Source organism: Streptomyces sp. LBL, from assembly GCF_029893585.1.
Lineage (GTDB): Bacteria > Actinomycetota > Actinomycetes > Streptomycetales > Streptomycetaceae > Streptomyces.
In genome coordinates, this window is sequence record NZ_JARXYX010000011.1 from 41,019 (window position 1) to 61,583 (window position 20,565).

18 protein-coding genes are annotated in these 20,565 nt (G+C 70.4%); 2 read left to right on the forward strand and 16 right to left on the reverse strand.

Annotated elements, in window-relative coordinates:
- Window positions 1-39: 39 nt before the first annotated feature.
- The 15 genes from M2271_RS15395 to M2271_RS15465 all read right to left on the reverse strand — a co-directional run bounded on the left by M2271_RS15395 (window position 40) and on the right by M2271_RS15465 (window position 17,907).
- Window positions 40-1,161 (reverse strand): aminotransferase class V-fold PLP-dependent enzyme, encoded by a 1,122-nt coding sequence (locus tag M2271_RS15395; protein WP_280887761.1) that lies wholly within the window; start codon window positions 1,159-1,161, stop codon window positions 40-42.
- Complete coding sequence (locus tag M2271_RS15400; RefSeq protein ID WP_280887762.1) at window positions 1,158-3,827, reverse strand: beta-L-arabinofuranosidase domain-containing protein; 2,670 nt, start codon at window positions 3,825-3,827, stop codon at window positions 1,158-1,160. The genes M2271_RS15395 and M2271_RS15400 overlap by 4 nt, the downstream gene beginning before the upstream one ends.
- Window positions 3,824-5,209: an aminopeptidase P family protein gene (locus M2271_RS15405; RefSeq protein ID WP_280887763.1), complete on the reverse strand. Its 1,386-nt coding sequence runs from the start codon at window positions 5,207-5,209 to the stop codon at window positions 3,824-3,826. Before M2271_RS15405 ends, M2271_RS15400 begins: the two co-directional genes overlap by 4 nt.
- The gene (locus M2271_RS15410; RefSeq protein ID WP_280887764.1) at window positions 5,206-6,510 is read right to left on the reverse strand and encodes an alpha/beta fold hydrolase; all 1,305 of its coding nucleotides are present in this window, start codon (window positions 6,508-6,510) and stop codon (window positions 5,206-5,208) included. The genes M2271_RS15405 and M2271_RS15410 overlap by 4 nt, the downstream gene beginning before the upstream one ends.
- Complete coding sequence (locus tag M2271_RS15415; RefSeq protein ID WP_280887765.1) at window positions 6,507-7,349, reverse strand: ATP-binding cassette domain-containing protein; 843 nt, start codon at window positions 7,347-7,349, stop codon at window positions 6,507-6,509. Before M2271_RS15415 ends, M2271_RS15410 begins: the two co-directional genes overlap by 4 nt.
- Window positions 7,346-8,161 (reverse strand): ABC transporter ATP-binding protein, encoded by an 816-nt coding sequence (locus tag M2271_RS15420; protein WP_280887766.1) that lies wholly within the window; start codon window positions 8,159-8,161, stop codon window positions 7,346-7,348. Before M2271_RS15420 ends, M2271_RS15415 begins: the two co-directional genes overlap by 4 nt.
- Window positions 8,158-9,156 carry an ABC transporter permease gene (locus M2271_RS15425; protein WP_280887767.1) on the reverse strand — a complete coding sequence of 333 codons (999 nt, stop codon included), beginning with the start codon at window positions 9,154-9,156 and terminating at the stop codon, window positions 8,158-8,160. Before M2271_RS15425 ends, M2271_RS15420 begins: the two co-directional genes overlap by 4 nt.
- Window positions 9,153-10,109: an ABC transporter permease gene (locus tag M2271_RS15430; RefSeq protein ID WP_280887768.1), complete on the reverse strand. Its 957-nt coding sequence runs from the start codon at window positions 10,107-10,109 to the stop codon at window positions 9,153-9,155. The genes M2271_RS15425 and M2271_RS15430 overlap by 4 nt, the downstream gene beginning before the upstream one ends.
- 1 nt (window position 10,110) lies before the next feature.
- Window positions 10,111-11,808: an ABC transporter substrate-binding protein gene (locus tag M2271_RS15435; RefSeq protein ID WP_280887769.1), complete on the reverse strand. Its 1,698-nt coding sequence runs from the start codon at window positions 11,806-11,808 to the stop codon at window positions 10,111-10,113.
- Between the two features lie 323 nt (window positions 11,809-12,131).
- Window positions 12,132-12,800 carry a GntR family transcriptional regulator gene (locus M2271_RS15440; protein WP_280887770.1) on the reverse strand — a complete coding sequence of 223 codons (669 nt, stop codon included), beginning with the start codon at window positions 12,798-12,800 and terminating at the stop codon, window positions 12,132-12,134.
- A 262-nt stretch (window positions 12,801-13,062) separates the two neighbouring features.
- Window positions 13,063-14,064 carry a proline racemase family protein gene (locus M2271_RS15445; protein WP_280887771.1) on the reverse strand — a complete coding sequence of 334 codons (1,002 nt, stop codon included), beginning with the start codon at window positions 14,062-14,064 and terminating at the stop codon, window positions 13,063-13,065.
- A gap of 1 nt (window position 14,065) precedes the next feature.
- A complete protein-coding gene (locus M2271_RS15450) occupies window positions 14,066-14,995 on the reverse strand; it encodes a dihydrodipicolinate synthase family protein (protein WP_280887772.1) in 930 nt (309 codons plus the stop codon).
- The gene (locus tag M2271_RS15455; protein WP_280887773.1) at window positions 14,992-16,461 is read right to left on the reverse strand and encodes an FAD/NAD(P)-binding oxidoreductase; all 1,470 of its coding nucleotides are present in this window, start codon (window positions 16,459-16,461) and stop codon (window positions 14,992-14,994) included. The genes M2271_RS15450 and M2271_RS15455 overlap by 4 nt, the downstream gene beginning before the upstream one ends.
- Entirely contained in the window at window positions 16,454-16,711 is a 258-nt protein-coding gene (locus M2271_RS15460; RefSeq protein ID WP_280887774.1) for a 2Fe-2S iron-sulfur cluster-binding protein, read from the reverse strand. Before M2271_RS15460 ends, M2271_RS15455 begins: the two co-directional genes overlap by 8 nt.
- Entirely contained in the window at window positions 16,708-17,907 is a 1,200-nt protein-coding gene (locus M2271_RS15465; protein ID WP_280887775.1) for an FAD-dependent oxidoreductase, read from the reverse strand. Before M2271_RS15465 ends, M2271_RS15460 begins: the two co-directional genes overlap by 4 nt.
- A gap of 412 nt (window positions 17,908-18,319) precedes the next feature.
- Between M2271_RS15465 and M2271_RS15470 the strand changes: the two genes are divergently transcribed.
- The gene (locus M2271_RS15470) at window positions 18,320-19,084 is read left to right on the forward strand and encodes a zinc ribbon domain-containing protein (protein WP_280887776.1); all 765 of its coding nucleotides are present in this window, start codon (window positions 18,320-18,322) and stop codon (window positions 19,082-19,084) included.
- Between the two features lie 44 nt (window positions 19,085-19,128).
- Here the strand turns inward: M2271_RS15470 and M2271_RS15475 are convergent, their stop codons facing one another.
- Window positions 19,129-19,389 carry a hypothetical protein gene (locus M2271_RS15475; RefSeq protein ID WP_280887777.1) on the reverse strand — a complete coding sequence of 87 codons (261 nt, stop codon included), beginning with the start codon at window positions 19,387-19,389 and terminating at the stop codon, window positions 19,129-19,131.
- A gap of 408 nt (window positions 19,390-19,797) precedes the next feature.
- Between M2271_RS15475 and M2271_RS15480 the strand changes: the two genes are divergently transcribed.
- A complete protein-coding gene (locus tag M2271_RS15480; protein ID WP_280887926.1) occupies window positions 19,798-20,391 on the forward strand; it encodes an IS3 family transposase in 594 nt (197 codons plus the stop codon).
- Window positions 20,392-20,565: the final 174 nt, after the last annotated feature.

A 20,565-nucleotide genomic window follows, 5' to 3' on the forward strand; every position in this document is an offset into this window, starting at 1 on the left:
CACCTCCGCCGAGCCGGTGACACAGGCGGCTTGCCACGATCATCGAGGTTCTCCCAGAACGGCCAGGGCCGCGTCGAGTGCGGGCGGCGTGGTGGTGGCGTGAATGCTGAAACGTATGCGGTCGTCCCCGTGCACGGTCGCGGTCACCCCAGCCGCGTCGAGCCGTTCGTGAACCGTCGGGGCGTCGCCGTGCGGCATGCCCACCACGACGAGACCCGCGCGTTCACCCGGCGAAACGGGCGACAGCACCGGCATGCCTGCGTCGAGGAGCCGGTCGATGAAGGCGGTCGCCGTGTCCTCGATGCGACGCTGGACGGTGGCGACCCCGACGGATTCCAGCTGTCCGAGGGCCGTCGCGAGCGCCCCGGACGCGAACGGTGATCCGTTGGTCACCGAGAAACGCTGTGCGCCGGGGAGCGGCTCGTGGGGCATGCCGTCGTAGTGCGAGGGCCTTTCGACACCGGTCCAGCCCCCAAGAACGGGCCGGAGGCGCGCCAGGCCCCGGGGGGACAGTGCCACGAAGCCCGTGCCCCACCCCGCTCTGAGCCACTTCTGCCCGCCGACGACGAGCGCGTCGGCCAGGGTCCAGTCGGTGTCGACGACACCGAACCCCTGGATGCCGTCCACCACGAGGAGGCGGTCGCCGATCGCCGAACGGATGCCGGCCAGGTCCGCGCGAACCCCGGTGCGGAAGTCGACCGCGCTCACCGCCACCGCGACGGTGTCCGGTGTGAGGGAGGCTGCCACGCGTTCGGGCGTCACCGGTGCGAGCTCGTCACCGGGCACGGCACGCAGGGTGCGTACGGTGGTGAGCCCCGCGTCCTCTGCCCGCCACCACGCATAGAGGTTCGAGGGGAATTCCGCGGTGCTGACGAGCACCGCGCCGCGGGGCAGGCCGAAGGCGATCTGGAGAAGGCCGAGCGACGTGCTGGGCGTCAGCACCACCGCGCCACGGTCGAACCCGGTGAGGCGCGAGACTGCCGCGAGAGCCTTCTCGTCCTCCGCGTGCAGTCCCGCCGAGCGGACACCGGTGCCGGCCTCGGCCGTGAGCCGGCCGATCGTCTCGACGACGGCGCGCGACGGTGGTCCGTAGCTGCCGAAATTGAGGTATCCGGCCGGCTCGGTGAAGGACGCGAGGTAGTCGTCGAGCTCTGCTGTCATGGGAGCACCCGCTGCGTCGTCGGCGGCAACACCACCCGCTGGACGGGGGTGGTGTTCCCGGCCCGGTCGGTGGCGATGAACTCAAGGGTCTGCGGCTCGTCGCGCAGCGCCCTGGTGAACGGCTCCTGATAGACGCCCCAGAACGTCTCCGGGGTACGCCATTGGACGCGGTCCACGCCGGACACGTCGTCGGCGGCGTGGAGGGTCACCTCGACGTTGCTCGGTCCGAGCGGACGGACCTCGGCACGCACCGACGGGGGCCGGGTGTCCACGGCGATCTCGCGAGTGACGTGGACGGTCCGGGCGGCGGAGTCGGTGGCCCGGCCCCGGATCACATGCCGGCCCTCACGGTCCAGCGCGATCACGCCGGTTGCGGGCTGCCACGTGCCCTCGTCCACCGCGGCCTCCAGGGTGGCGGACGAGAGCGAGGTCACCACGAAGCCCGGCTCGCGGATGTACCACCCGGACGAGGCGCGGTCGCCGGTCACCTCCAGCCGGACCACCGGCAGCGGATCTCCCACGCCGATGTCCGCGGGGAGCGACCACTCGACGACGTCCTCGACCGGCTGCCCGTCCGCGGAGGTCAGCCGGGTCACGCGCGGTGCGTCCGACGAGTCCGGGCCGACGACACCGCGGCGGGGCACGGCCGGGCCGTCGAGGGTGCTGGAGGCGGCTGCCATGAGCACCGCGACCGCCTCGTCCCGGCTCAGCAGGCCGGAGCGGGCCGCCCGCACCACCCCCCGGTGGACCGCGGTGAAGAACGCGGCGATGTCGGCGTATCCGCCGTCCGCCCACAGTCCGGTGAGGAAGGACCAGCCCTCGGAGTCGTGGCGGTCGGGTACTCCGGGTGCGCTGCCCAGGAAGGCGATCTCCGGGTCGGCCAGGCGCAGGTACATGTGGTAGCGGTGGTCGCCGCCGGACCAGGCCGGTTCGAAGGTCCGGCCGAGCGCCGAGACCAGGTCGCCGTCCGTGGTGTGCCCGGCGATGCTGCCGTCGAGACGCCGGTGCGCGGCCGCCGCGACCGTCAGGGTGGTGGTGGCGTCGTCGCGCGCCAGCAGCACCGTGGGGCCGAGTTCCAGGCTGGCCAGGGTGGGGTCGTCGGGGGTGGGCACCAGCCGCAGCGGCATCGGCAGGTCGAGCTCGACGATGTCGCCGGGGCGGAAATCGCGCCGCAGTGTCACGAATCCGGTGTCCGGCACCGGCGCCTCCACTCCGTCGACCCGGGCACCGACGGCCCAGGGCGGGATACGCAGGTGCAGCTCGCCCGAGAAGGCGACGCCGAACTCGACTGCCACCTTCCCGTCGCGAGGGTACCGGGTCCGCAGAATCACCTCCCCGTCGGCGTAGCGCAGCCGCGAGGGAAGGTACTGCGTCACGTACAGCTGCCCGGGTGCGTGGAACCACACCGATTCCTGGTGCTTGACGTGGCTCTCCAGGCCGGTGCCGCCGCAGCAGGTGCCGACGTTGTCGTACTCGCGGACGGCGCCCGGGTCCACCGGGTACATGTACAGGACCTCGGGGCTGGTGTCCGAGGTGACGTCCGCGCGGGAGCCGACGATGTGGTTGAGCGAGGCGCGCTCGGCGTAGTCGGCGTACCGGCCGTCGAGGGTGTGCCCGAACAGCGAACGGGCGATCTTCAGCAGGTTGTAGGTGGCGCAGGTCTCGGCGTTGCGCCGCTTGACGAACCCGGCCACGGTGTCCGCGGGGCCCCACAGTTCGCCCTCGCCGGTGCCGCCGTGCGCGAAGGTCCGGCCGGGCACGATCTGGTCCCAGAGGGCGACCACCGCGTCGAGGTAGCGGCGGTTGCCGGTGGCGTCGTACTGGTCGAGGTGCCCGACGAGCATGGGGAGGTGCTGGTTGGCGTGCATGCCGTCGAGCACGTCACGGCCCTCGACCGCGGCGTCGAGCATGCTGTCGACCTCGAATGCCCCGGCGGCGCGCAGGAACGACGGCTCGCCGGTGATCCGGTGGAGTGTCGCCATGGTCTCGTTCATGCCGCCGAACTCGCCGGCGATGTAGAGCGACCACATGCGCTGCAGTTGCGCCCGCTCCAGCCGCAGAACCCGGCCGGCCACCCAGTGGCCCATGCCGGTGACGAGGTCCAGCGCCTGCTGGGAGCCCGTCAGCTCGTACGCGTCCAGCAACCCCGCCATGATCTTGTGGCAGGTGTAGTACGGCGCCCAGATCTCCCCGTACGGCGCCAGGTCCTCCAATCGCGAGAACTGCCACTCGCCGTACGCCGCCAGAAAGCCCGGGTGGCTGTAACGCCCGGTCGCCGCCAGCGCGTCGCGTACCTCGGCCAGGCCCGCGACCATCTCGTTCGTCTTGGTCAGCAGGGCTTCCTCGCCGGTCGAGGCGTACGCCAGCGACAGCATCGACAGGAAGTGCCCCGCGTAGTGCCCGCGCAGCAGGCTCGCCGTGGGTGCCACGCCCGGTCCGGGGTAGTCGGCCTCGGACCACGCCCGCTCCTCGGGATGACCGAAGTCCTCCCAGGTGCCCGGGGCCAGCGCCCCGTGGGTGTCGAGCCCCGCGTTGGCCCGGAAGACCGCGAGCACCCGGTCCACCGGGAACACTCTGGCGAGATGCAGCATCTGGTCCCGGGTCCGGGAGTGCACCCCGTCGAGCAGGTCCACGTCTCGCAGGGCGAAGGGTCGCGCGCGGGTCATCGGGCCGCCCATTTCTCGAGTCCGACGGCGTCGATCGGCAGCGCGTCCGACAGCACCTCGTGCCCGGTCCCGGTGACCAGAAGGTCGTCCTCCAGGCGTACGCCGATCCCGCGCAGTTCCGGAGGCAGGGTCTCGTCGTGGGCGTGGAAGTACAGGCCGGGCTCGACCGTCATCACCATGCCGGGCCGCAGCGGCGCACCCTGGTACTGCTCGTACGACGACGAGCCGCAGTCGTGCACGTCCAGGCCCAGGTGGTGGCCGATACCGCAGACCAGGTAGCGGCGGTGCTGCTGTCCCTCGGGGGCGAGCGCCTCGTCGACCGAGACCGGCAGCAGCCCCCAGTCGTGCAGCCCGCGGGCCAGCACCTCCATGGCGGCGAAGTGGAAGTCGATGTAGGTGGCGCCGGGGCGAACCTGGTCCATACCGGCGCGGTGGGCGGCCTCGACCAGGTCGTGCACCTGGCGCTGGGGGGGTGTGAAGGTGCCGCCCACCGGTAGCGTCCGGGTCACGTCCGCGGTGTACAGCGAGTTCGCTTCGACGCCCATGTCCAGCAGCAGCGTCTCGCCGGGTTGGACCGGACCGTCGCAGCGGACCCAGTGCAGGATCGGCGCGTGCTCGCCGGAGCCGACGATGGTGTTGTAGCCGGGCCCGTTGCCGAAGGTGCGGGCGTGCCGGTCGAAGGTGCCCTGCAGCCAGCGCTCCCCCAGGGCGTCGGCGACGGCCCGCGGGATCTCGTCGGCGACGGCGGCGAATCCGGTGACCGTGTGGTCCACGGCCTCACGCAGCTGCCCGATCTCCCAGTCGTCCTTGATCATGCGAAGGTCGGAGAGCACCGCACGCACGTCGTCCGGTTGGCCGCCGTGCTGCTCACCGAGGTCGCCGATCGGCCGCACCGGCAGATCCAGCGCGGCCGACCACGCCGCGAGCCCCGCCGACGGGCCGACCCACAGCTCCCCGTACGCGGCACTGGCGTGGAAGTCACGTTCGCCGGGCCGGGCCGGAGCCGGCATGTACAGCACCGCGTCGTGGCCTCCCGGCCGCGGCTTCATCACCAGGACCGCGCCCTCGATCTGGCACGAGGTGGCCCAGACGAAGTCGCTGTCCGCCCGGAACGGGTAGTCCGCGTCGCCGTTACGGCGGGGGGCGCGGCCCGCGGCCAGGACCAGGGTCCGGTCCGGCAGGCAGGCGCTCAGCCGGGCCCGGTGCTCGGCCGCCGCCCGTGCCGCGGCCGACGTCACCGGCGCCGGGATGTCGCGTTCGGCCCAGCCCTGCCCGATGCGGGCCAGGAAGCCGGGGCTTTCGTCGGCCAGCCGCGGCGGTTTCGTCCCGGCGTACGGCGGGGTGGTCGTCCCGGCGTACGGCGGGGTGGTCGTCTCGGTCAACGCTTTTCGCCTCCTCGGTCGCGGACCATCTCCCGCAGCCGGCGGAACACCCGGCCGTCGGCGATGCCGTCGTGTTCGTACTCGTTGGTCACCCAGGTCTGCGCGTTGCCGACCCGGGTCAGGGTGTCGCGCTGCAGGCCGGCGTCGACGAACACGTCGTCGGCGTACACGGCGGCGGCCAGCGGGACGTCGTTGGCCGCGAGCCGAGCCGGGTCGTAGAGCGGGCTCCAGACCTTCTGCTCGGCGAGCTCGGCCATGGCGGGCGCGAACGGCCGCAGTGCCCGGATCTCCTCGAACATCCACGGAAACGTCATCTCCGAGGTGAACAGCAGCGGCCGGACGTCCTCAGCGAACTCCGGCCGTAGGTCCCGTTCACGCTGGGCGGACCAGCGGAAGGGACCGTTGGCGCCGTCGCCGTAGATCGACTCCTGAAGAGTCCAGAACAGCGGGTTCCCCGCGTTCGACGTCCTGACCAGCGCCGTCTCCAGGAACTTGTCGTCGAGCCTGCCGTCTCGGCGGATCGCCTCGGAGACCAGCCAGTGCAGGCGCTGGTGGCCGGCTCCGAAGCCGAGGTCCCCGCCCAGGGTCTGGAACCGGCGCACCGACAGCGGCGAGCCGTCCGGCAGCGTCACCTCACCGGCGGCGAGCCGGTCGGCGATCGCCGCCACCGCGTCGACGTCCTGTGGGTAGCGCCGGTAGAAGTCGGCGGTCTTGTCGGCCACCCGGTCGAACGTGCGCCGGTAGACCTCTTCGGGATCGGGCGGAGTGCCGGGGATCCCGCCGCAGACGTAGCAGGCGGTCAGTGCCTCGGGGGCGTGCGACAGGTAGGTCAGGGTGATCCACCCGCCGAAGCTCTGCGCGAGGGTGGCCCACCGTCTGCCGTCGTAGCACCGGGTCCTGACGTGTTCGAGGTCGCGCACGATCGAGTCGGCCCGGAAACGCAACAAATAGTCCGCGGCCGCGCGGGCGTCGGGGAAAACCGCGATGTCGGTTCCGTCGACCGGGGTGCTGCGCCCGGTGCCGCGCTGGTCGACCAGGACGACCCGGTAGTGCGGCAGGGCCTCGGGCAGCCAGCCCCCCACCGGGGCGGGCCGGGGGTTGGCACCGCCGGGGCCGCCCTGCAGAAAGGTCAGCAGCGGCAGGTCGTCGTGGCGGCGTTCGGGGTCGGTGAGCTCCCGGACGAACAGCTCGATGCTCTCGCCGCCGGGATCGGACCAGTCCAGTGGCACGGCGACGGTGAACTCGCGGACCCAGGCGCCGGGCAGGGGATATTCCACCAGGTTCGTTTCCACCAGGTTCATGTCGTGGCTCCGGTCGCGTCGCGTCGGCGCGCGTCCCACTCGGGGCGGATCCGCGGCACGGCGGCCAGCAGTTTGCGGGTGTACTCGTGCTGCGGGTCGCCGAAGACCGCGTCCCGTTCGCCGGCCTCCACCACTCGGCCGGCCGTCATCACCGCGACGCTGGTGGCGATCTGCCGGACCACGGCGAGGTCATGGGCGATGAACAGGCAGCCGAAGCCCTCCTCGCGCTGCAGTTCGCGCAACAGGTTGATGATCTGCGCCTGTACCGAGACGTCGAGCGCCGAGACCGCCTCGTCGCAGACCAGTACGCGCGGGCTCACGGCCAGCGCGCGGGCGATGCCGATACGCTGCGCCTGCCCGCCGGAGAACTGCGCGGGGTAGCGGCCGACGTGATCGGGGTCGAGCCCCACCCGTTCCATGAGCGCTCGGGCGACCGTCCGGGTGCCGCCGGGAATCGGCTGTTTCTGGTAGCGCAGCGGCGCGGTGACGATCCGTTCGACGGTGTGCCGGGGGTTGAGCGACGAGAACGGATCCTGGAACACGACCTGTACCTGGCGGCGTACCTCCAGCAGATCGGGCCCGTGCAGGGCGGTGATGTCGGTGCCGTCGAGGTGGACGGTGCCCGACGTGACGTCGATCAGCCGGGCGGCGAGCCGCGCGGTGGTCGACTTGCCCGACCCGGACTCCCCCACCAGCGCGAGGGTCTTGCCCGCGTGCAGGTCGAAGGAGACGGTGTCGACCGCGGTGAACTTGCGCGCGGGGCGCAGCAGGCCGGCCGTACCCGCGATGGGGAACTCCTTGACCAGGTCCCGGGCCCGCAACAATGGTTCGGAGCTCATGTGCCGCCTTCCAGGGTCTGCAGTTCGCCGATCTCGTCGTCGATCCGCGGGACCGCGTCGAGCAGCGCCCGGGTGTACGGGTGTTGCGGGCCGCAGAAGACCTGCTCGGCGGTGCCGGACTCGACCACCTTGCCGTGCCGCATGACGATCAGCCTGTCGGCGACCTCGCTGACCACGGCGAGGTCGTGGGTGATGAGGATGAGCGCGGCACCGGTGTCGCGGCGTACCTCGGCGAGCAGGTCGAGGATCTGGGCCTGGACGGTGACGTCGAGCGCGGTGGTCGGCTCGTCGGCGATGATCAGGTCGGGCTCGGTGCTGAGCGCCATCGCGATCATCACGCGCTGGCGCATGCCACCGGAGAACTGGTGCGGGTATTCGTCGACGCGGCGGGCCGCGTCGCGGATGTGCACGCGTTCCATCGCCTCGATCGCCGCCGTGCGGGCTGCTCGGCGGCTGACGCCGGAGCGGTGCGACCGGTAGGCCTCGGCGATCTGCGTGCCCACCGTGTAGTACGGGTTCAGCGAGGAGAGCGGGTCCTGGAAGACCATCGCGATCCGGTCGCCGCGAACGGCTCGCATCCGGCGTTCGTCCAGCGTGGTGAGCTCGCCGCCGTCGAAGTCGATGCTGCCGGCGCGGGTGGCGCCCTTCGGGAGCAGCCCCATGATCGCGAGGCTGGTCATCGACTTGCCCGAACCGGACTCGCCGACGATGCCGAGGGCGCCGCCGGGTGGCACGGCGAAGTCGATGGCGTCGACCACCGGCACGCCGTGGAAGGCGACGGTCAGGCCGCTGACGCGCAGCAGGTCGCTCATGACGCCGCTCCCACTCCGACCCGCGGGTCGATCGCCGAGTACACCAGGTCGACGGCCATGTTGCCGACCACGACGAAGAACGCCGCGAGCAACGTCACCGCCATGATCACCGGCTGGTCGTTCTTGGTGATGGAGTCCGAGGCGAGTTTGCCGACGCCGTTGATCCCGAAGACCGTCTCGGTGATCAGCGCGCCGCCGAGGAGGCCGGCGAAGTCCATGCCCGCGATCGTGACGATCGGGGTCAGCGCCGGCCGCAGCGCGTGCCGCCGCCACACCAGGGACGGTCGCAGGCCCTTGGCTCTCGCGGTCCGCACGAAGTTCTCTCCCAGGGTGTCGATGACGTTGGCCCGGGTGAGCCGGGTGTACGCCGAGGCGTAGCCGATCGCCAGCACCGTCCAGGGCATGATGAAGTTGAGGAACCACTGCCCCGGGTCGTCGGCGAACTCCACGGCCTGCGGGAACGGCAGCCACTGCAGCCACACCACGAGCACGTACTGCAGCGCGAGGGCGAGCACGTAGTTCGGGATCGCCATGCCGCCCAGGGTGAGCCCGGTGATGAACCGGTCGGTGAACCTCCCTTCGCGCACGGCGCTGAGCAGACCGCCGATCACGCCCATGAACAGCCAGAGCACGGCCGCGCCGATGGCGACCACCGCGGTCACCGGCAGCCGCTGCACGACCATGTCGGTGACGAACTGCGAGGTCTGGAACGAGTAGCCGAGGCAGGGTGCCGGGCAGTGCACCGTGGACGGGCCGCTGCCGTAGTCGCGGCCCAGGAACAGTCCTTGCAGGAAGTGCAGGAACTGGGTCAGGAACGGATCGGTCAGGCCGAGGTTGGCGCGGATCTGGTCGATGCGCTCCGGGGTGCAGTTCTTGCCGCAGATCTGCACGGCCGGGTCCGGCGACAGGGCGAAGAAGATGATGTAGGTGAACAGGCAGACCAGGAACAGCACCAGCAGCATGCCCAGTACGCGGTGCACGATGTAGCGGGTCATGAGCGGCCCCCCGGCTCGACGGCGGTCCGGATGTGATCGCCGAGGACCATGAAGGACAGCACCAGCAGCGCCAGGAAGACGCCCGGTACCAGGAAGTACGTGGGGACCACCGCATACCAGCTCACCGAACTCGAGATCATCTGCCCCCAGGACGGGGCGGGTGGCACCAGGCCGACGCCGAGGAAGGACAGCCCGGCCTCGGTGCCGATGTAACCGGGTACCGCCAGGGTCACCATGACCAGGACAGTCGAGCGCAGGTTGGGCAGGATCTCGGTGAACACGATGGTGGTGCGGGAGGCACCGGACGCGCGGGCCGCCTCGACGAACTCGCGCTCCTTCAGCGACATGGTCTGTCCTCGCACGATCCGGGCCAGGTAGGGCCAGCCGAACACCGAGATCACCACGACCAGCAGGTACTGGCGGTCGTCCGCGGGCAGCGCGGACAGCACGGCGATCATGAAGATGAGCGCGGGGAACGCCATCAGGAACTCCATGACCCGCGAGATCAGCATGTCGGCCCGGCCGCCGAAGTAACCGGCCAGCAGGCCGAACACCATGCCGAGCGCCGTGGTGAGCAGCGTCGCGCCGAGGGCGATGAGCATCGAGGAGCGGGCGCCGTACACGATCCGGGCGAAGACGTCCCGGCCGCTGCCGGGCTCGACACCGAGCCAGTGCGATCCGGAGATGCCGCCCCAGCCCCCGGTGGGTATGCCGCCGAGGTCGGGGTCGATGGCGCTCTGGTCGAACTCGTACGGGTCCCAGCCGCTGACCCGGACGATGAGAGGTGCGAACACCGCCATGAGCACGATCAGTGCGATGTAGCCGAGGCAGACCACGGCCACCGGGTCGCGCAGCAGGGTACGGGCCACGCTCCAGCGAGGGTCCGGGGTGGCGTCGGCGGTGCCCGGTACGGACACCGCCGGCACCTGCGGGCCGGTTGACGGGATCGTCATGTCAGCCCTTCGCCGGGTCCTTGAGACCGATGATGCCGTAGTCGAGCTCGCCGCTGGGCGCGATCATCCCGGCCACGTTGGCGCCCGGCAGGTAGATGCGGTTGTCGACGTTCAGCGGAACGAAGGGAGCCAACTTCATGATCTTCTTGTCCAGCTCGCCCCATCCCTTGTTGGCCGCGGCCAGGTCGGTCATCGCGCCGATCCGGTCGATCTCGGCGTTGACGGCGGGGTCGTCGAGCTGGGAGAGGTTCTGGTTGCCCTTGGGATTGATGTGCCGACCGTCGAAGAGGGGCGGCAGGAACGTCGAGGCGCTCGACGCCCAGTCCGGGCACCAGCCGGTGATCGCCGCGTCGTGCTGCTGCGACGGCGTGCCGATCGTCTCGTAGTAGGTCGACGTGTCGATCACGTTCAGCTTGACCTTGATGCCGACCCGCTTGAGCGCCTGCTGAATTGCCTCGCCCTTGCGCTGCTCGGTCTCTTGCGCGCGGACGTCCAGGGTCATCGTGAAGCCGTTCGGATGACCCGCCTCGGTGAGCAGTCGCTTGGCCTTGGCCACGTCACCGGCGTTGTCCGCGCTCGGATAGGGGTTGTAGTCGACGTGTCCGGAGACCGTCTGCGGCAGGAGGCTGTTGGAGATCGTCGTGAACTGTCTGCCGCCGGCGGCGTTGAGCACCGAGCCCTTGTCCACCGCGTAGTTGACGGCCTGACGCACCTTCACGTTGTCGAGCGGTTTCTTCGTCGTGTTGAGACCCATGTACGTGAGGCAGGTCGACGGTGCCTTGACCACCCGCGCCTTGAGCTGCGGTGTCTGCAGGCGGGCGATGGTGGCCGTCTGCACACTGCCGGAGATCGCGTTGATGTCGGCGCCCTGGCCGGCGATGAGGCGCTCGTCGATGGTGGCCCCCTCGACGCCGATGGTGAAGCGCCACGCGTCGGGGTATGCCTTGCGGACCGTGTCGCTCTTCGCGTCCCAGTGCGGGTTGCGCTTGAGCTGGATCAGGCTGCCCGGGGTGAGTTTCTCCACGTCGTACGGACCGGAGGAAATGACGTCCTTGATGAACGAGTCGCCCCCGCCGGTGCCGACCGGGAACGGGGTGCCGGTCGGCTGGGACAGCGCCGCGTCGAACTCGGGGAACGGCGCTTTGAGATGGAAGACGATCGTCCGGTCGTCCGGCGTCTCGATCGTCCGCAACTCGCCCGAGCGGTACGGCCCCTGGTAGCCCTTCGGGGCATCGATCAGCTGCTTCAGGTACGGCGCGCCGATGCCGATCTCCGGGTCCCAGCCGCGGCTGATGCCGAACTTGACGTCCTTGGACGTGATCGGCGCTCCGGTGTCGAACTTGATCCCGGCCTTGAGCTTGTAGGTCCAGGTCAGACCGTCGGCGGAGACCTTGCCGAGGCTCTCCGCGAGGTCGGGGACCATCGCGTTGGGGTCCTTGGCGTCGTTGGGTGCCTTGGTGACCAGCTGGCGGTATATCAGGCGGTAGAACGCGTTGACGCCGCCGTCCCACCCGCGGGCCGGGTCGACATAGGAGAAGTTGGCCGCTTGCAGGACCTGCAGGGTCCCGCCCTTGACCGCGGTCCCACCGCCCCCAGCGCCGGCGCCTGTGGACGAGGAGCCGCCGCTGGTGCATGCCGAAAGGGCGAGTGCGCCGACCGCCAGCCCAACGAGTGCCGCTGAAGACGAGGTTCTCTTCAAGGGGTCCTACCTTCCGGTCGGGTGCGTGCAGCCCGGCCGTCCGGATGAGCGGGACGGGTGAGGGGCCGGCGGACCAGCGACTGTGGTGCGGAAATGGTGAGCAGAAACGCTGCGAGTTCAGTGAGACGGCGGGCAGAGCAGCCGCGACCGGTCCCACGAAGCGGTCGAGATCTCTGCGATCCCGGCCGCTTGAGGTGACAGTAGTATGTGACACCTCCCTGGAGAAGAGCTTCAGCGAGAATTTACTGGGCCGACATCCCGGTTCACGGACATACGCCGCGAGCCCGCCCGGCTAGGCCGGGCGGGCTCGTCACACCTGCGTCTCAGTCCTCCGAGCGGCCGTTCCACCACCCGAGCACGTGCCCGATGTGGGCGGTGAGCAGCGTTTCCGCACCCCGCCCGTCACGCGCCTCCAGCAGGTCCACCAGACTGTGGTGCTCGGCGGCCGAACGGGCCAGCTCGGCTGTACCGATCATGTCGGCCAGACCCACCATGCGGGTCTGCTGCCGCAGGTCCTTCACCATCGCGACCAGCCGACGGTTGCCGTGCAGCTCCAGCAGTCGCAGGTGGAAGGCCATGTCGGCGGCGAGGTAGCCCGCCAGATCGGCCGCGGCGGCCGCGGCGACGATCAGCTGGGCCCTGCGCCGCAGATCGGTGGCGGCCTCCGGTTGCAGTGTCCGCGCGATCTCCCGCATCGGTGGGGCCTCCAGCAGCTGGCGCAGCCGCACGATCTCCCAGAGGTCCTGCTCGCTGACCTCGCTGACCCGGAAACCCTTGTTGCGCACCACGTCGACGAACCCGCGTTCCTGCAGGTTGAGCAGGGCCTCACGGACCGGGGTGGCGGAGATCCCGAAACGTGTGGCCAGCGTCGGCGCGGTGACCAGGGTGCCCGGGGCGAGTTCACCCGAGACGATGGCCGCGGCCACCGCGTCCTCCACGGTGCCGCGCAGGCTCGCCCCCACCGACACCGGGCCGATGATTGATGAACTCATCCGCGCCGTCCTCCCCTGACTGAAATGTCACACCCCGCAAAACCCCGCCAACCATCGTCGGCCGACGCAGTGCCGAGTATCGCATTCGCCGGTCGTCGCAGGTGCGGGAGGAACATCGACAGTGGGACAGCGACAGTGGTGTCCCCTGATATGTCACCGGCCGCGGGAGCCACGCGTGGTGGCGTGCGGCCGTCGCGATCGGCACGGCCTCTCCCCGGCGCAGCCGGGCGTCGAAGAGGCGGCGTGACGTCCGCCGTTCCCCTCAGAACTCGAAACCGGCCGGGTAGGGATCGGTCGGGTCCAGCATGTACTGGCCCATCCCGGTCACCCAGGCCCGGCCGGTGATGGTCGGCAGCACCGCGGGCAGACCGCCGACCGTGGTCTCTCCCACCAGGCGGCCGGTGAACCGGCTGCCGATGAAGGACTCGTTGACGAAATCCTGCTGCAGCGGCAGCTCGCCGCGTGCGTGCAGCTCGGCCATCCGCGCCGACGTGCCGGTTCCGCAGGGCGATCGGTCGAACCATCCCGGGTGGATCGCCATGGCGTGCCGCGAGTGCGCGGCGGTCGAACCGGGCGCGATGAACTCCACGTGGTGGCAGTGGTCGACCCCCTCGATCTCCGGGTGCGCGGGCGGCGCCGACGTGTTGATCGCGCCCATGATCGCCAGCCCGGCGCTCAGAATCTCGTCCTTGCGTGCACGGTCGAACGGCAGCCGCACGTCGTCGAGGTCCACCATGGCGTAGAAGTTCCCTCCGAACGCCAGGCTGTACCTGACCGCTCCGAGGCCGGGCACCTCGATGGTCTCGTCGAGCCGGTCGCAGTACGCGGGCACGTTCTCCAGCGTGACGCTCTCGGCGTGCCCGTCCTTGACCGCGACGTTGGCCACCACCAGCCCGGCCGGGGTGTCCAGCCGGATGGTGGTCACCGGCTCGACGACCTCGACCATCCCGGTCTCGACCAGTACCGTGGCCACCCCGATCGTGCCGTGCCCGCACATCGGCAGGCAGCCGGACACCTCGATGTACAGCACGCCGAAATCCGCGTCGGGGCGGGTCGGCGGCTGCAGGATGGCGCCGCTCATCGCCGAGTGGCCGCGCGGCTCGTTCACCAGCAGCCGCCGTATGTGGTCGAGGTGCTCGACGAAGTACAGCCGCCGCTCGTTCATGGTGGCCCCGGGGATCACCCCGATGCCACCGGTCACGACCCGGGTCGGCATGCCCTCGGTGTGCGAGTCGACGGCGGAGAACAGCCGCGACGTGCGCATCTCAGACCGCCACGGCGCGGCGTGCCTCGAGCGCGGCGATGGCCCGTCGCATGTCGGCGCGCACCTGGGCGTCGTGCTCGGCGGAGAGCGGGCCGCGCGGCGGGCGGCACGGGCCGCCGTACCGGCCGACCATCTCCATGCCGAGCTTGATGGCCTGCACGAACTCGGTGCGCGAGTCCCACCGGAACACCGCGACGAGGTGCTTGTAGAGCTCCCGGGCCTCCTCGAAGCGCCCAGCCAGCATGTGCTCGTAGATCGCCACCGACTCGGCGGGGAAGGTGTTGGGGAAGCCGGCGAACCAGCCGACCGCCCCGTCGGCCATCAGCTCGAACAGCACATCGTCGGCGCCGGCCACGACGTCGATGTCGCACCGCTCGGTGATCTCGAACAGCCGGCGCACGTCCCCGCTGAATTCCTTGATCGCGGTGACGTTGGGCAGCTGGGCGATCTCGGCCACCAGGTCGGGGACCAGGTCGACCCTGGTGTCAACTGGGTTGTTGTAGATCATGATCGGCAGCCCGACCTCGTCGATCTTCGTGTAGTGCTCGACGACCTGCTCGTGGCTGGCCCGGTACATCGTGGGCGGCAGCGCCAGCACGGCGTCGGCGCCGTCCTCGGCGGCCAGTTCGGCCCAGTGCCGGGCCTGGTGCCAGCCGGGCCCGTGCACCCCGGCGACCACGACGCCGCGCCCGCCGACCGCCTCGACGGCCACCTGGACGACCTTGCGACGCTCCGCGTCGGTCAGCGCGGAGTACTCGCCGAGCGATCCGTTCGGACCGACGCCGTGGCAGCCCTCGTTGATGAGCCAGTCGCAGTGCTCCGCGTAACGGTCGTAGTCGACCTCCAGCCCGGAGGGGGCCGAGGGGTTCTCCTTGAAGGGCAGCGCGGTGGCGACGATCACCCCGTGCAGGTCGGGCGGTGCGGAACTCATGGCAGGTCCTCTCGGTTGCTGGTCCTGGTCGACGAAGCGAGTTCGCCCAGGCGTACGGGGATGGCGATCGGTCGGTGGGCGGTACGGCCCGGGTCGAGCAGGCCGGGCTCGTTCACACAGGTGAGCAGGTCCTCGACCGTGCGGCCGCAGGTGCGGCCCTGGCACAGGCCCAGGCCGGCCCGAGTGGTCAGTTTGAGTGAGCGCAGCCCGCGGGATCCGGTCAGCTCCGCGGTCCGGCGCAGGGCGCCCGCGGTGACGTCCTCGCAGCGGCACACCACGGTGTCGTCGTCCACCCAGTCGCGCCAGCCCGGGCGGATGCCGTGCGCGGCGGCGAGCCGTGCGGCGAACCTCCGGAAGACCACCCGCTCGCGGACCGCGCCCGGTGCGGGCACGCCCCCGGCGGCGACGGTCCCGGCGATCTCACCCTCGGCCAGGGCCAGGTCGACGCCGCCGATACCGGTCAGCTCGCCGGCGGTCAGGACCCCGGGCACCGACGAACGCTGCCGCTCGTCGACGGTGACCGCGCCGTCCGCACCCACCGCGCAGCCGGCCGCCGTGGCGAGCTCGGTGCGCGGGACGAAGCCATGGCTCACACAGACGGCGTCGACCTCGATCCGTCGTTCGGTGCCGGGAATCGGCGTCCAGTCCCGGGTCAGGCGCGTCACGGTCACCGCCTCCACGCGATCGACGCCGTGCGCCGCGACCACTGCCGCCCCGGTCCGGTACGGAATGCGGTGGGCGGCCAACTGGCGAGCGTACCCGGCCAGCTCACCGGCCTTGTGCCGAGCCGCGAGCAGCTGCCACGGCCGGGTCGCCCAGCCGCCGACGAGCTGCGCCGGGCCGGCCGCCTCGACCACACCCGCGACCTCGGCGCCGATCCGCAGCAGGCTGGAGACGACGGGCAGCAGGAACGGCCCGGCACCGGCCACCAGGACCCGGCGGCCGACGGCCACCCGCTCGCCCTTGGCCAGCGCCTGCGCCGCCCCGGCAGTGAAGACACCGGGCAGGTCCCAGCCGGGGAACGGCAGGGTGCGCTCGTACGCCCCGGTCGCGAGCACCAGGGCCGCCGGATCGAAGGTACGCGACTCGCGCCCCTGCCCGTCCGGCTCGCCGACGAACACGTGCACCAGCGGCGGGGCGTCGTCACGCCTGTCGACCGACCACACATGCGCGCCGGTCACGACCTCGCAGTCTTCGTCGCCCAGCAGCTCGTCGCGCATCGCGGTGAAGCGGTCCCAGCCGTGATGCCACAACCGCTCGCTCGTGTCGGCGTGCCCGCTCGTGTCGGCGCGTCCGTTCGATTCGGCGCGTCCGTTCGGCAGGTGCCGCCAGTACTGCCCGCCGATGTCGTCGCCGGCTTCGAGCAGCACGACCCGGGCGCCGTGGCGGCGGGCGGCCAGCGCCGCGGCCATCCCTGCCGGTCCGCCGCCCACGACGAGTACTTCAGTCACGAGTACCTCAGTCACGATCGTCCTCCTGCAGGTCGACCTTGTCGCCGTCCACGGCCCGCCGCTGGCAGGCCCGCACGTCGCGCAGCCCGTTGACCGTCACCAGGCAGTCGAAGCAGGCGCCGATCCCGCAGAAGACACCGCGGGGGCGGCCGGTGCGGGTACGCCGCCAGGCCACCCGCCCGTCGGCCAGCAACAGCCCGGCGATGCTCTGCCCGGCCAGACCGGCGATCCGGTCCCCGTCGACCTCGATATGAATTTCCGTCATCGGACGGCCCCTTCGAGGTGCGGCAGCAGAGTGGGACGGTCCAGGCGGAACTCGGCGGCCAGCGGATCGGCGGGACCGGCGGCGTCGGCGAGGAGTTGGTCGCGCAGCAGCTCGGCGGTGGCCAGGCTCAGGCCGATCCCGGCGCCCTCGTGCCCGGTCGCGTGCCACAGACCGGGCAACCGCGGGTCGGCACCGATCACCGGCAGGTGGTCGGGGACGAACGGCCGGAACCCTCCGTACGCGCGCATCACCTGCGCGTCGGCCAGGAAAGGGAACAGCAGCAGTGCCTTGGCGGCCAGCGCGGCGAGCACCCGGGCCTCGATCCGCTCGTCGAAGCCGCGGCGCTCCCGGGAGGAGCCGATCAGGACGGTCCCGCCGGCGGTCGACTCGACCACGCTGGAGACCTGCAGGTCGGCCGAGCCGGAGCCGACCGCGCCCACATAGTCCGCGTCGTACACCTTGTGCCGGATACGCACCGGCATCCGCGAGGTGACCAGCACCGTACCGCGACGCGGACGCACCGGGAGAAGAACGCCGAGCCGCTCGGCGACCAGCCCGGACCAGGGTCCGGCGGCGAGCACCACGGCGTCGGCGGGCAGGGTTCCGGAAGCGATCCGCACGCCGACAAGCCGGCCCGACGACAGCACCGGCCCCGTCACCTCGACGCCCTGTCGGACGCGCGCGCCGTGGCGGCGGGCCGCAGCCAGCAGCGCCTCGGTCGCCGCCACCGGCTGCACCTGCAGGTCCTCGGGGTAGTACACCGTGGCGGTGGCGTGCGGTGTCAGGTCGGGTTCGAGCTTATGAGCCCGGGAGTCGTCCACCGTCTCGGCCAGCACCCCGGCACCGCGCTGGGTGTCCGCGAACGCCAGCAGAGCCTGTGCGTCGGCCTCGGTCGTGGCGACCACCAGGCCGCCCTTCCGTTCCAGTTCGAGGCTGGGGAATCCGGCGGGGAGCTCATCGCGCAGCTCGTCCCCGATCCGCGCCCAGGCGGCGAGCGAACGCTGCGCCAGCCGCAGCTCAGGTCCCGGTTCCTTGTCGGATACGAGCAGATTGCCCTCCCCGCCGGCGGAGGTGCCCCCGGCCGTAGGGCCGCGGTCGACGACGGTCACCTCGCAGCCGGCGCGGACCAGGGCACGGGCGATCGCCGCGCCGACGATGCCGGCGCCCACGACGACGACCCGAAGAGGAGTGGACACATCAGTACTATGTCACATGTTCCGCTGCGGCGGGAGACCCGTGATCTCTTGATCCCGGGCCGGCGGTGGGCGGGGCGCGGCGGCAGGCACCGCACAGGGACCCGGGCCGCGGAGGCCGGACCGGCAGGCCGCACGGAGGCCGGACCGCCTGCCGTAGGAAGGCCGGACCGTCTGCCGTAGGGAGGCCGGACCGTCTGCCGCACGGAGACCCGACCCGCGTCCATACGGAGACCGGACCCGCGTCCGTACGACGCCCCCGCGGAGGCTGAACCCCCGTCCGTGCGACGTCCCCGCAGTGACCGTACGGACGGGTGATTGCCGGGCGACTCGCCCGGCGGCGGCTCGCCCGTGCCGTACGGACGGCTCACCCTGTGGCACATGGCGACATGTGAAGTGTGCGGAAACTAAAGCCATGATCCTTGCCCCTCGAAACTGGGGCGTTCGCACCTACAACGAAGAGATCATCTACGACGATGAGAACGAGATCGTTATGGGTGATTGGGACCCGATCTTCGCCAGCCTTGACACCTGGTACCTGGTTCAGGCCAAGAAAGAAGCGACCGCGCGGCAGGAGATTGGCACTGCCAACGTTCAGTACTTCTTGACTGCTATCGCACGTTGCGGCCGATGCGGGGCGGGCCTGAAAGGCCACCCGAAGTGGGCAAAGGGTAAGCGCACCCAGACGTTCAACTACAACTGCAACAAGCAGCGCCCGGAGCACTGCGGGGCGCTCAGCATTGACGGTCCGCAGTTGGACGAGCTGGTCCAGGATCTCGTCTGGCTCCAGGTGCTCAGAGCCAGCAAGAAGAAGCAGGTCCCCGCGGATGCGGAGCCGTGGGCACGTGAGGCCGAGTTGAAGGACGTGGAAGAGCAGATCGCGGAACTTCAGGCCCTCTGGGAAGCCAAGAAGGTTCGCGCCGCCTCGTACGTCACGACGCTCGATGACCTCAACGCCCGCAAGAACGAGCTGCTGGTGGACAGGGCAGACCACACGATCCCAGCTGGCGCTCGTGCCATCACGGAGGAGCTGTTGTCGAACGGCTGGGGGAACCTGTCGATCGAGCGTCAGCGGATCATCGCCAGAAAAGTGCTCAGGGCGGTGGTCATCCACCCAGCCAAAAGCCGAGGCGGCCGGTTCAACGCTGCACGAGCAGAGCCGGTATTTCACACCGCCTGACAACGAAACAAAAGGACCCCTCCCGTGTGAGAGGGGTCCTTTTGCTATGAGGCGGAGCTGTGCGCACTTCCCACCTTGTCCACGATGCCCACCTTTCCCTCTGCACGGGCGCAGTGCGCGCCGCAGTACCAGTGACCCTCGGCCTCGACTCCCTGGCCGATGATCTGGACCCGGCAGTGCTCGCAGATGGGTGCCATACGGTGGATCGCGCAGGCGAACGAATCGAATACGTGACGGGAACCGTCCTGGGTCTCCACGGTGAAGGCCAGGTCGTAGTCATTGCCACACACTTCGCAACGTGTCATACGCGGCATAGTCAAGGGCAGGGAGGGCGCTGGCAAGCTGACGGCGCTCTGCCGGCCGGAGGTTCTACCTGGTCGGCGTAGCGGCTCATCCTCTCTGCACTTCTGTCACTTCAGCTCCATCAGTTCCAGGATCTCGTCTGCCTGCTCCTCGGTCAGGACCGGTGCTTCAGACAGACATTTCTCAAGCCACTCTTCACGCGTCAAAGAATCCTCGAAGAAATTTTGTCTGTAGGGTCGATCAGACAGTGCCGTACGCCTTCCTGCTTTCGCCGAACCCGGGGTGCAGCGTCACGCCTATTCCTCTTGTGCCTTATTCTGGCTCGCAATCGCGCTCGGCCTGCCCGTTTGACCCTCCAGGATCCAACTCGGTGAGGGAGGTGTACGAGCCTAAACGGCGACTCCGGCGGCATCTACGGCTCGCCGCGCGTGCACGCCGTCCTCAAGCGCGAGGGCGTGCGCGTCGGGCGCAAGCGGGTCGAGCGGCTGATGCGCGAGGACGGCCTGGCGGGCGTCAGCCCGCGCCGGGGCGGCTTCACGCGCCGCGACCCGAAGGCCACCCTGGCCCCGGACCTGGTCAACCGGGACTTCACCGCACCGGCACCGAACCGGCTGTGGGTCACCGACCTGACGATGATCTCCACCGGCGAGGGCCCGTTGTGGCTGTCTGCGATCCGCGACGCCTTCTCCCGCCGGGTGGTGGCGTGGGAGACCTCCGCCCGCGCGGACGCCGACCTGGTCCTGACCACGCTGGAGTACGCCCTCGCTTCCCGCGAGGTCGAGCCCGGACAGCTCATTCATCACGCGGACCACGGCTGGCAATATACGTCGATCAAGCTCACAACTCGCCTACTGCGCACGGGAGTTCAGGCGTCCATGGGCTCCGTCACCTCGGCATCGATGCCATACCGGTCTGGGAGCGGCGACGGCCGTGCACGCCAAGCTCAGAGCGCGGGTTCGATTTCCGTCATCCGCTCCACACAAAACCCCAGGTCAGCGACTTAGGGTTTGTTTGCTGTCTAGGCCATTTTCGGCACCTCGCACCACTTGCGCACCACCAGCCAGTCGGACGAGGAGGCCAGTGCCGGTGTCCCGGGATTGTTGCCAGGCATGGGGCGCGGCGGCACCAGGAGGTGCGGACGTTCACCCCCATGTCGCCGGAGTGCGGAAAGCGACGCT

Bases quoted from the DNA above. Each gene is read 5' to 3' on its own strand.
- M2271_RS15395 (WP_280887761.1), bottom strand. From the start codon at position 1,161: ATGACAGCAGAGCTCGACGACTACCTCGCGTCCTTCACCGAGCCGGCC.
- M2271_RS15400 (WP_280887762.1), bottom strand. From the start codon at position 3,827: ATGACCCGCGCGCGACCCTTCGCCCTGCGAGACGTGGACCTGCTCGAC.
- M2271_RS15410 (WP_280887764.1), bottom strand. From the start codon at position 6,510: ATGAACCTGGTGGAAACGAACCTGGTGGAATATCCCCTGCCCGGCGCC.
- M2271_RS15415 (WP_280887765.1), bottom strand. From the start codon at position 7,349: ATGAGCTCCGAACCATTGTTGCGGGCCCGGGACCTGGTCAAGGAGTTC.
- M2271_RS15420 (WP_280887766.1), bottom strand. From the start codon at position 8,161: ATGAGCGACCTGCTGCGCGTCAGCGGCCTGACCGTCGCCTTCCACGGC.
- M2271_RS15425 (WP_280887767.1), bottom strand. From the start codon at position 9,156: ATGACCCGCTACATCGTGCACCGCGTACTGGGCATGCTGCTGGTGCTG.
- M2271_RS15430 (WP_280887768.1), bottom strand. From the start codon at position 10,109: ATGACGATCCCGTCAACCGGCCCGCAGGTGCCGGCGGTGTCCGTACCG.
- M2271_RS15440 (WP_280887770.1), bottom strand. From the start codon at position 12,800: ATGAGTTCATCAATCATCGGCCCGGTGTCGGTGGGGGCGAGCCTGCGC.
- M2271_RS15445 (WP_280887771.1), bottom strand. From the start codon at position 14,064: ATGCGCACGTCGCGGCTGTTCTCCGCCGTCGACTCGCACACCGAGGGC.
- M2271_RS15450 (WP_280887772.1), bottom strand. From the start codon at position 14,995: ATGAGTTCCGCACCGCCCGACCTGCACGGGGTGATCGTCGCCACCGCG.
- M2271_RS15460 (WP_280887774.1), bottom strand. From the start codon at position 16,711: ATGACGGAAATTCATATCGAGGTCGACGGGGACCGGATCGCCGGTCTG.
- M2271_RS15470 (WP_280887776.1), top strand. From the start codon at position 18,320: ATGATCCTTGCCCCTCGAAACTGGGGCGTTCGCACCTACAACGAAGAG.
- M2271_RS15475 (WP_280887777.1), bottom strand. From the start codon at position 19,389: ATGACACGTTGCGAAGTGTGTGGCAATGACTACGACCTGGCCTTCACC.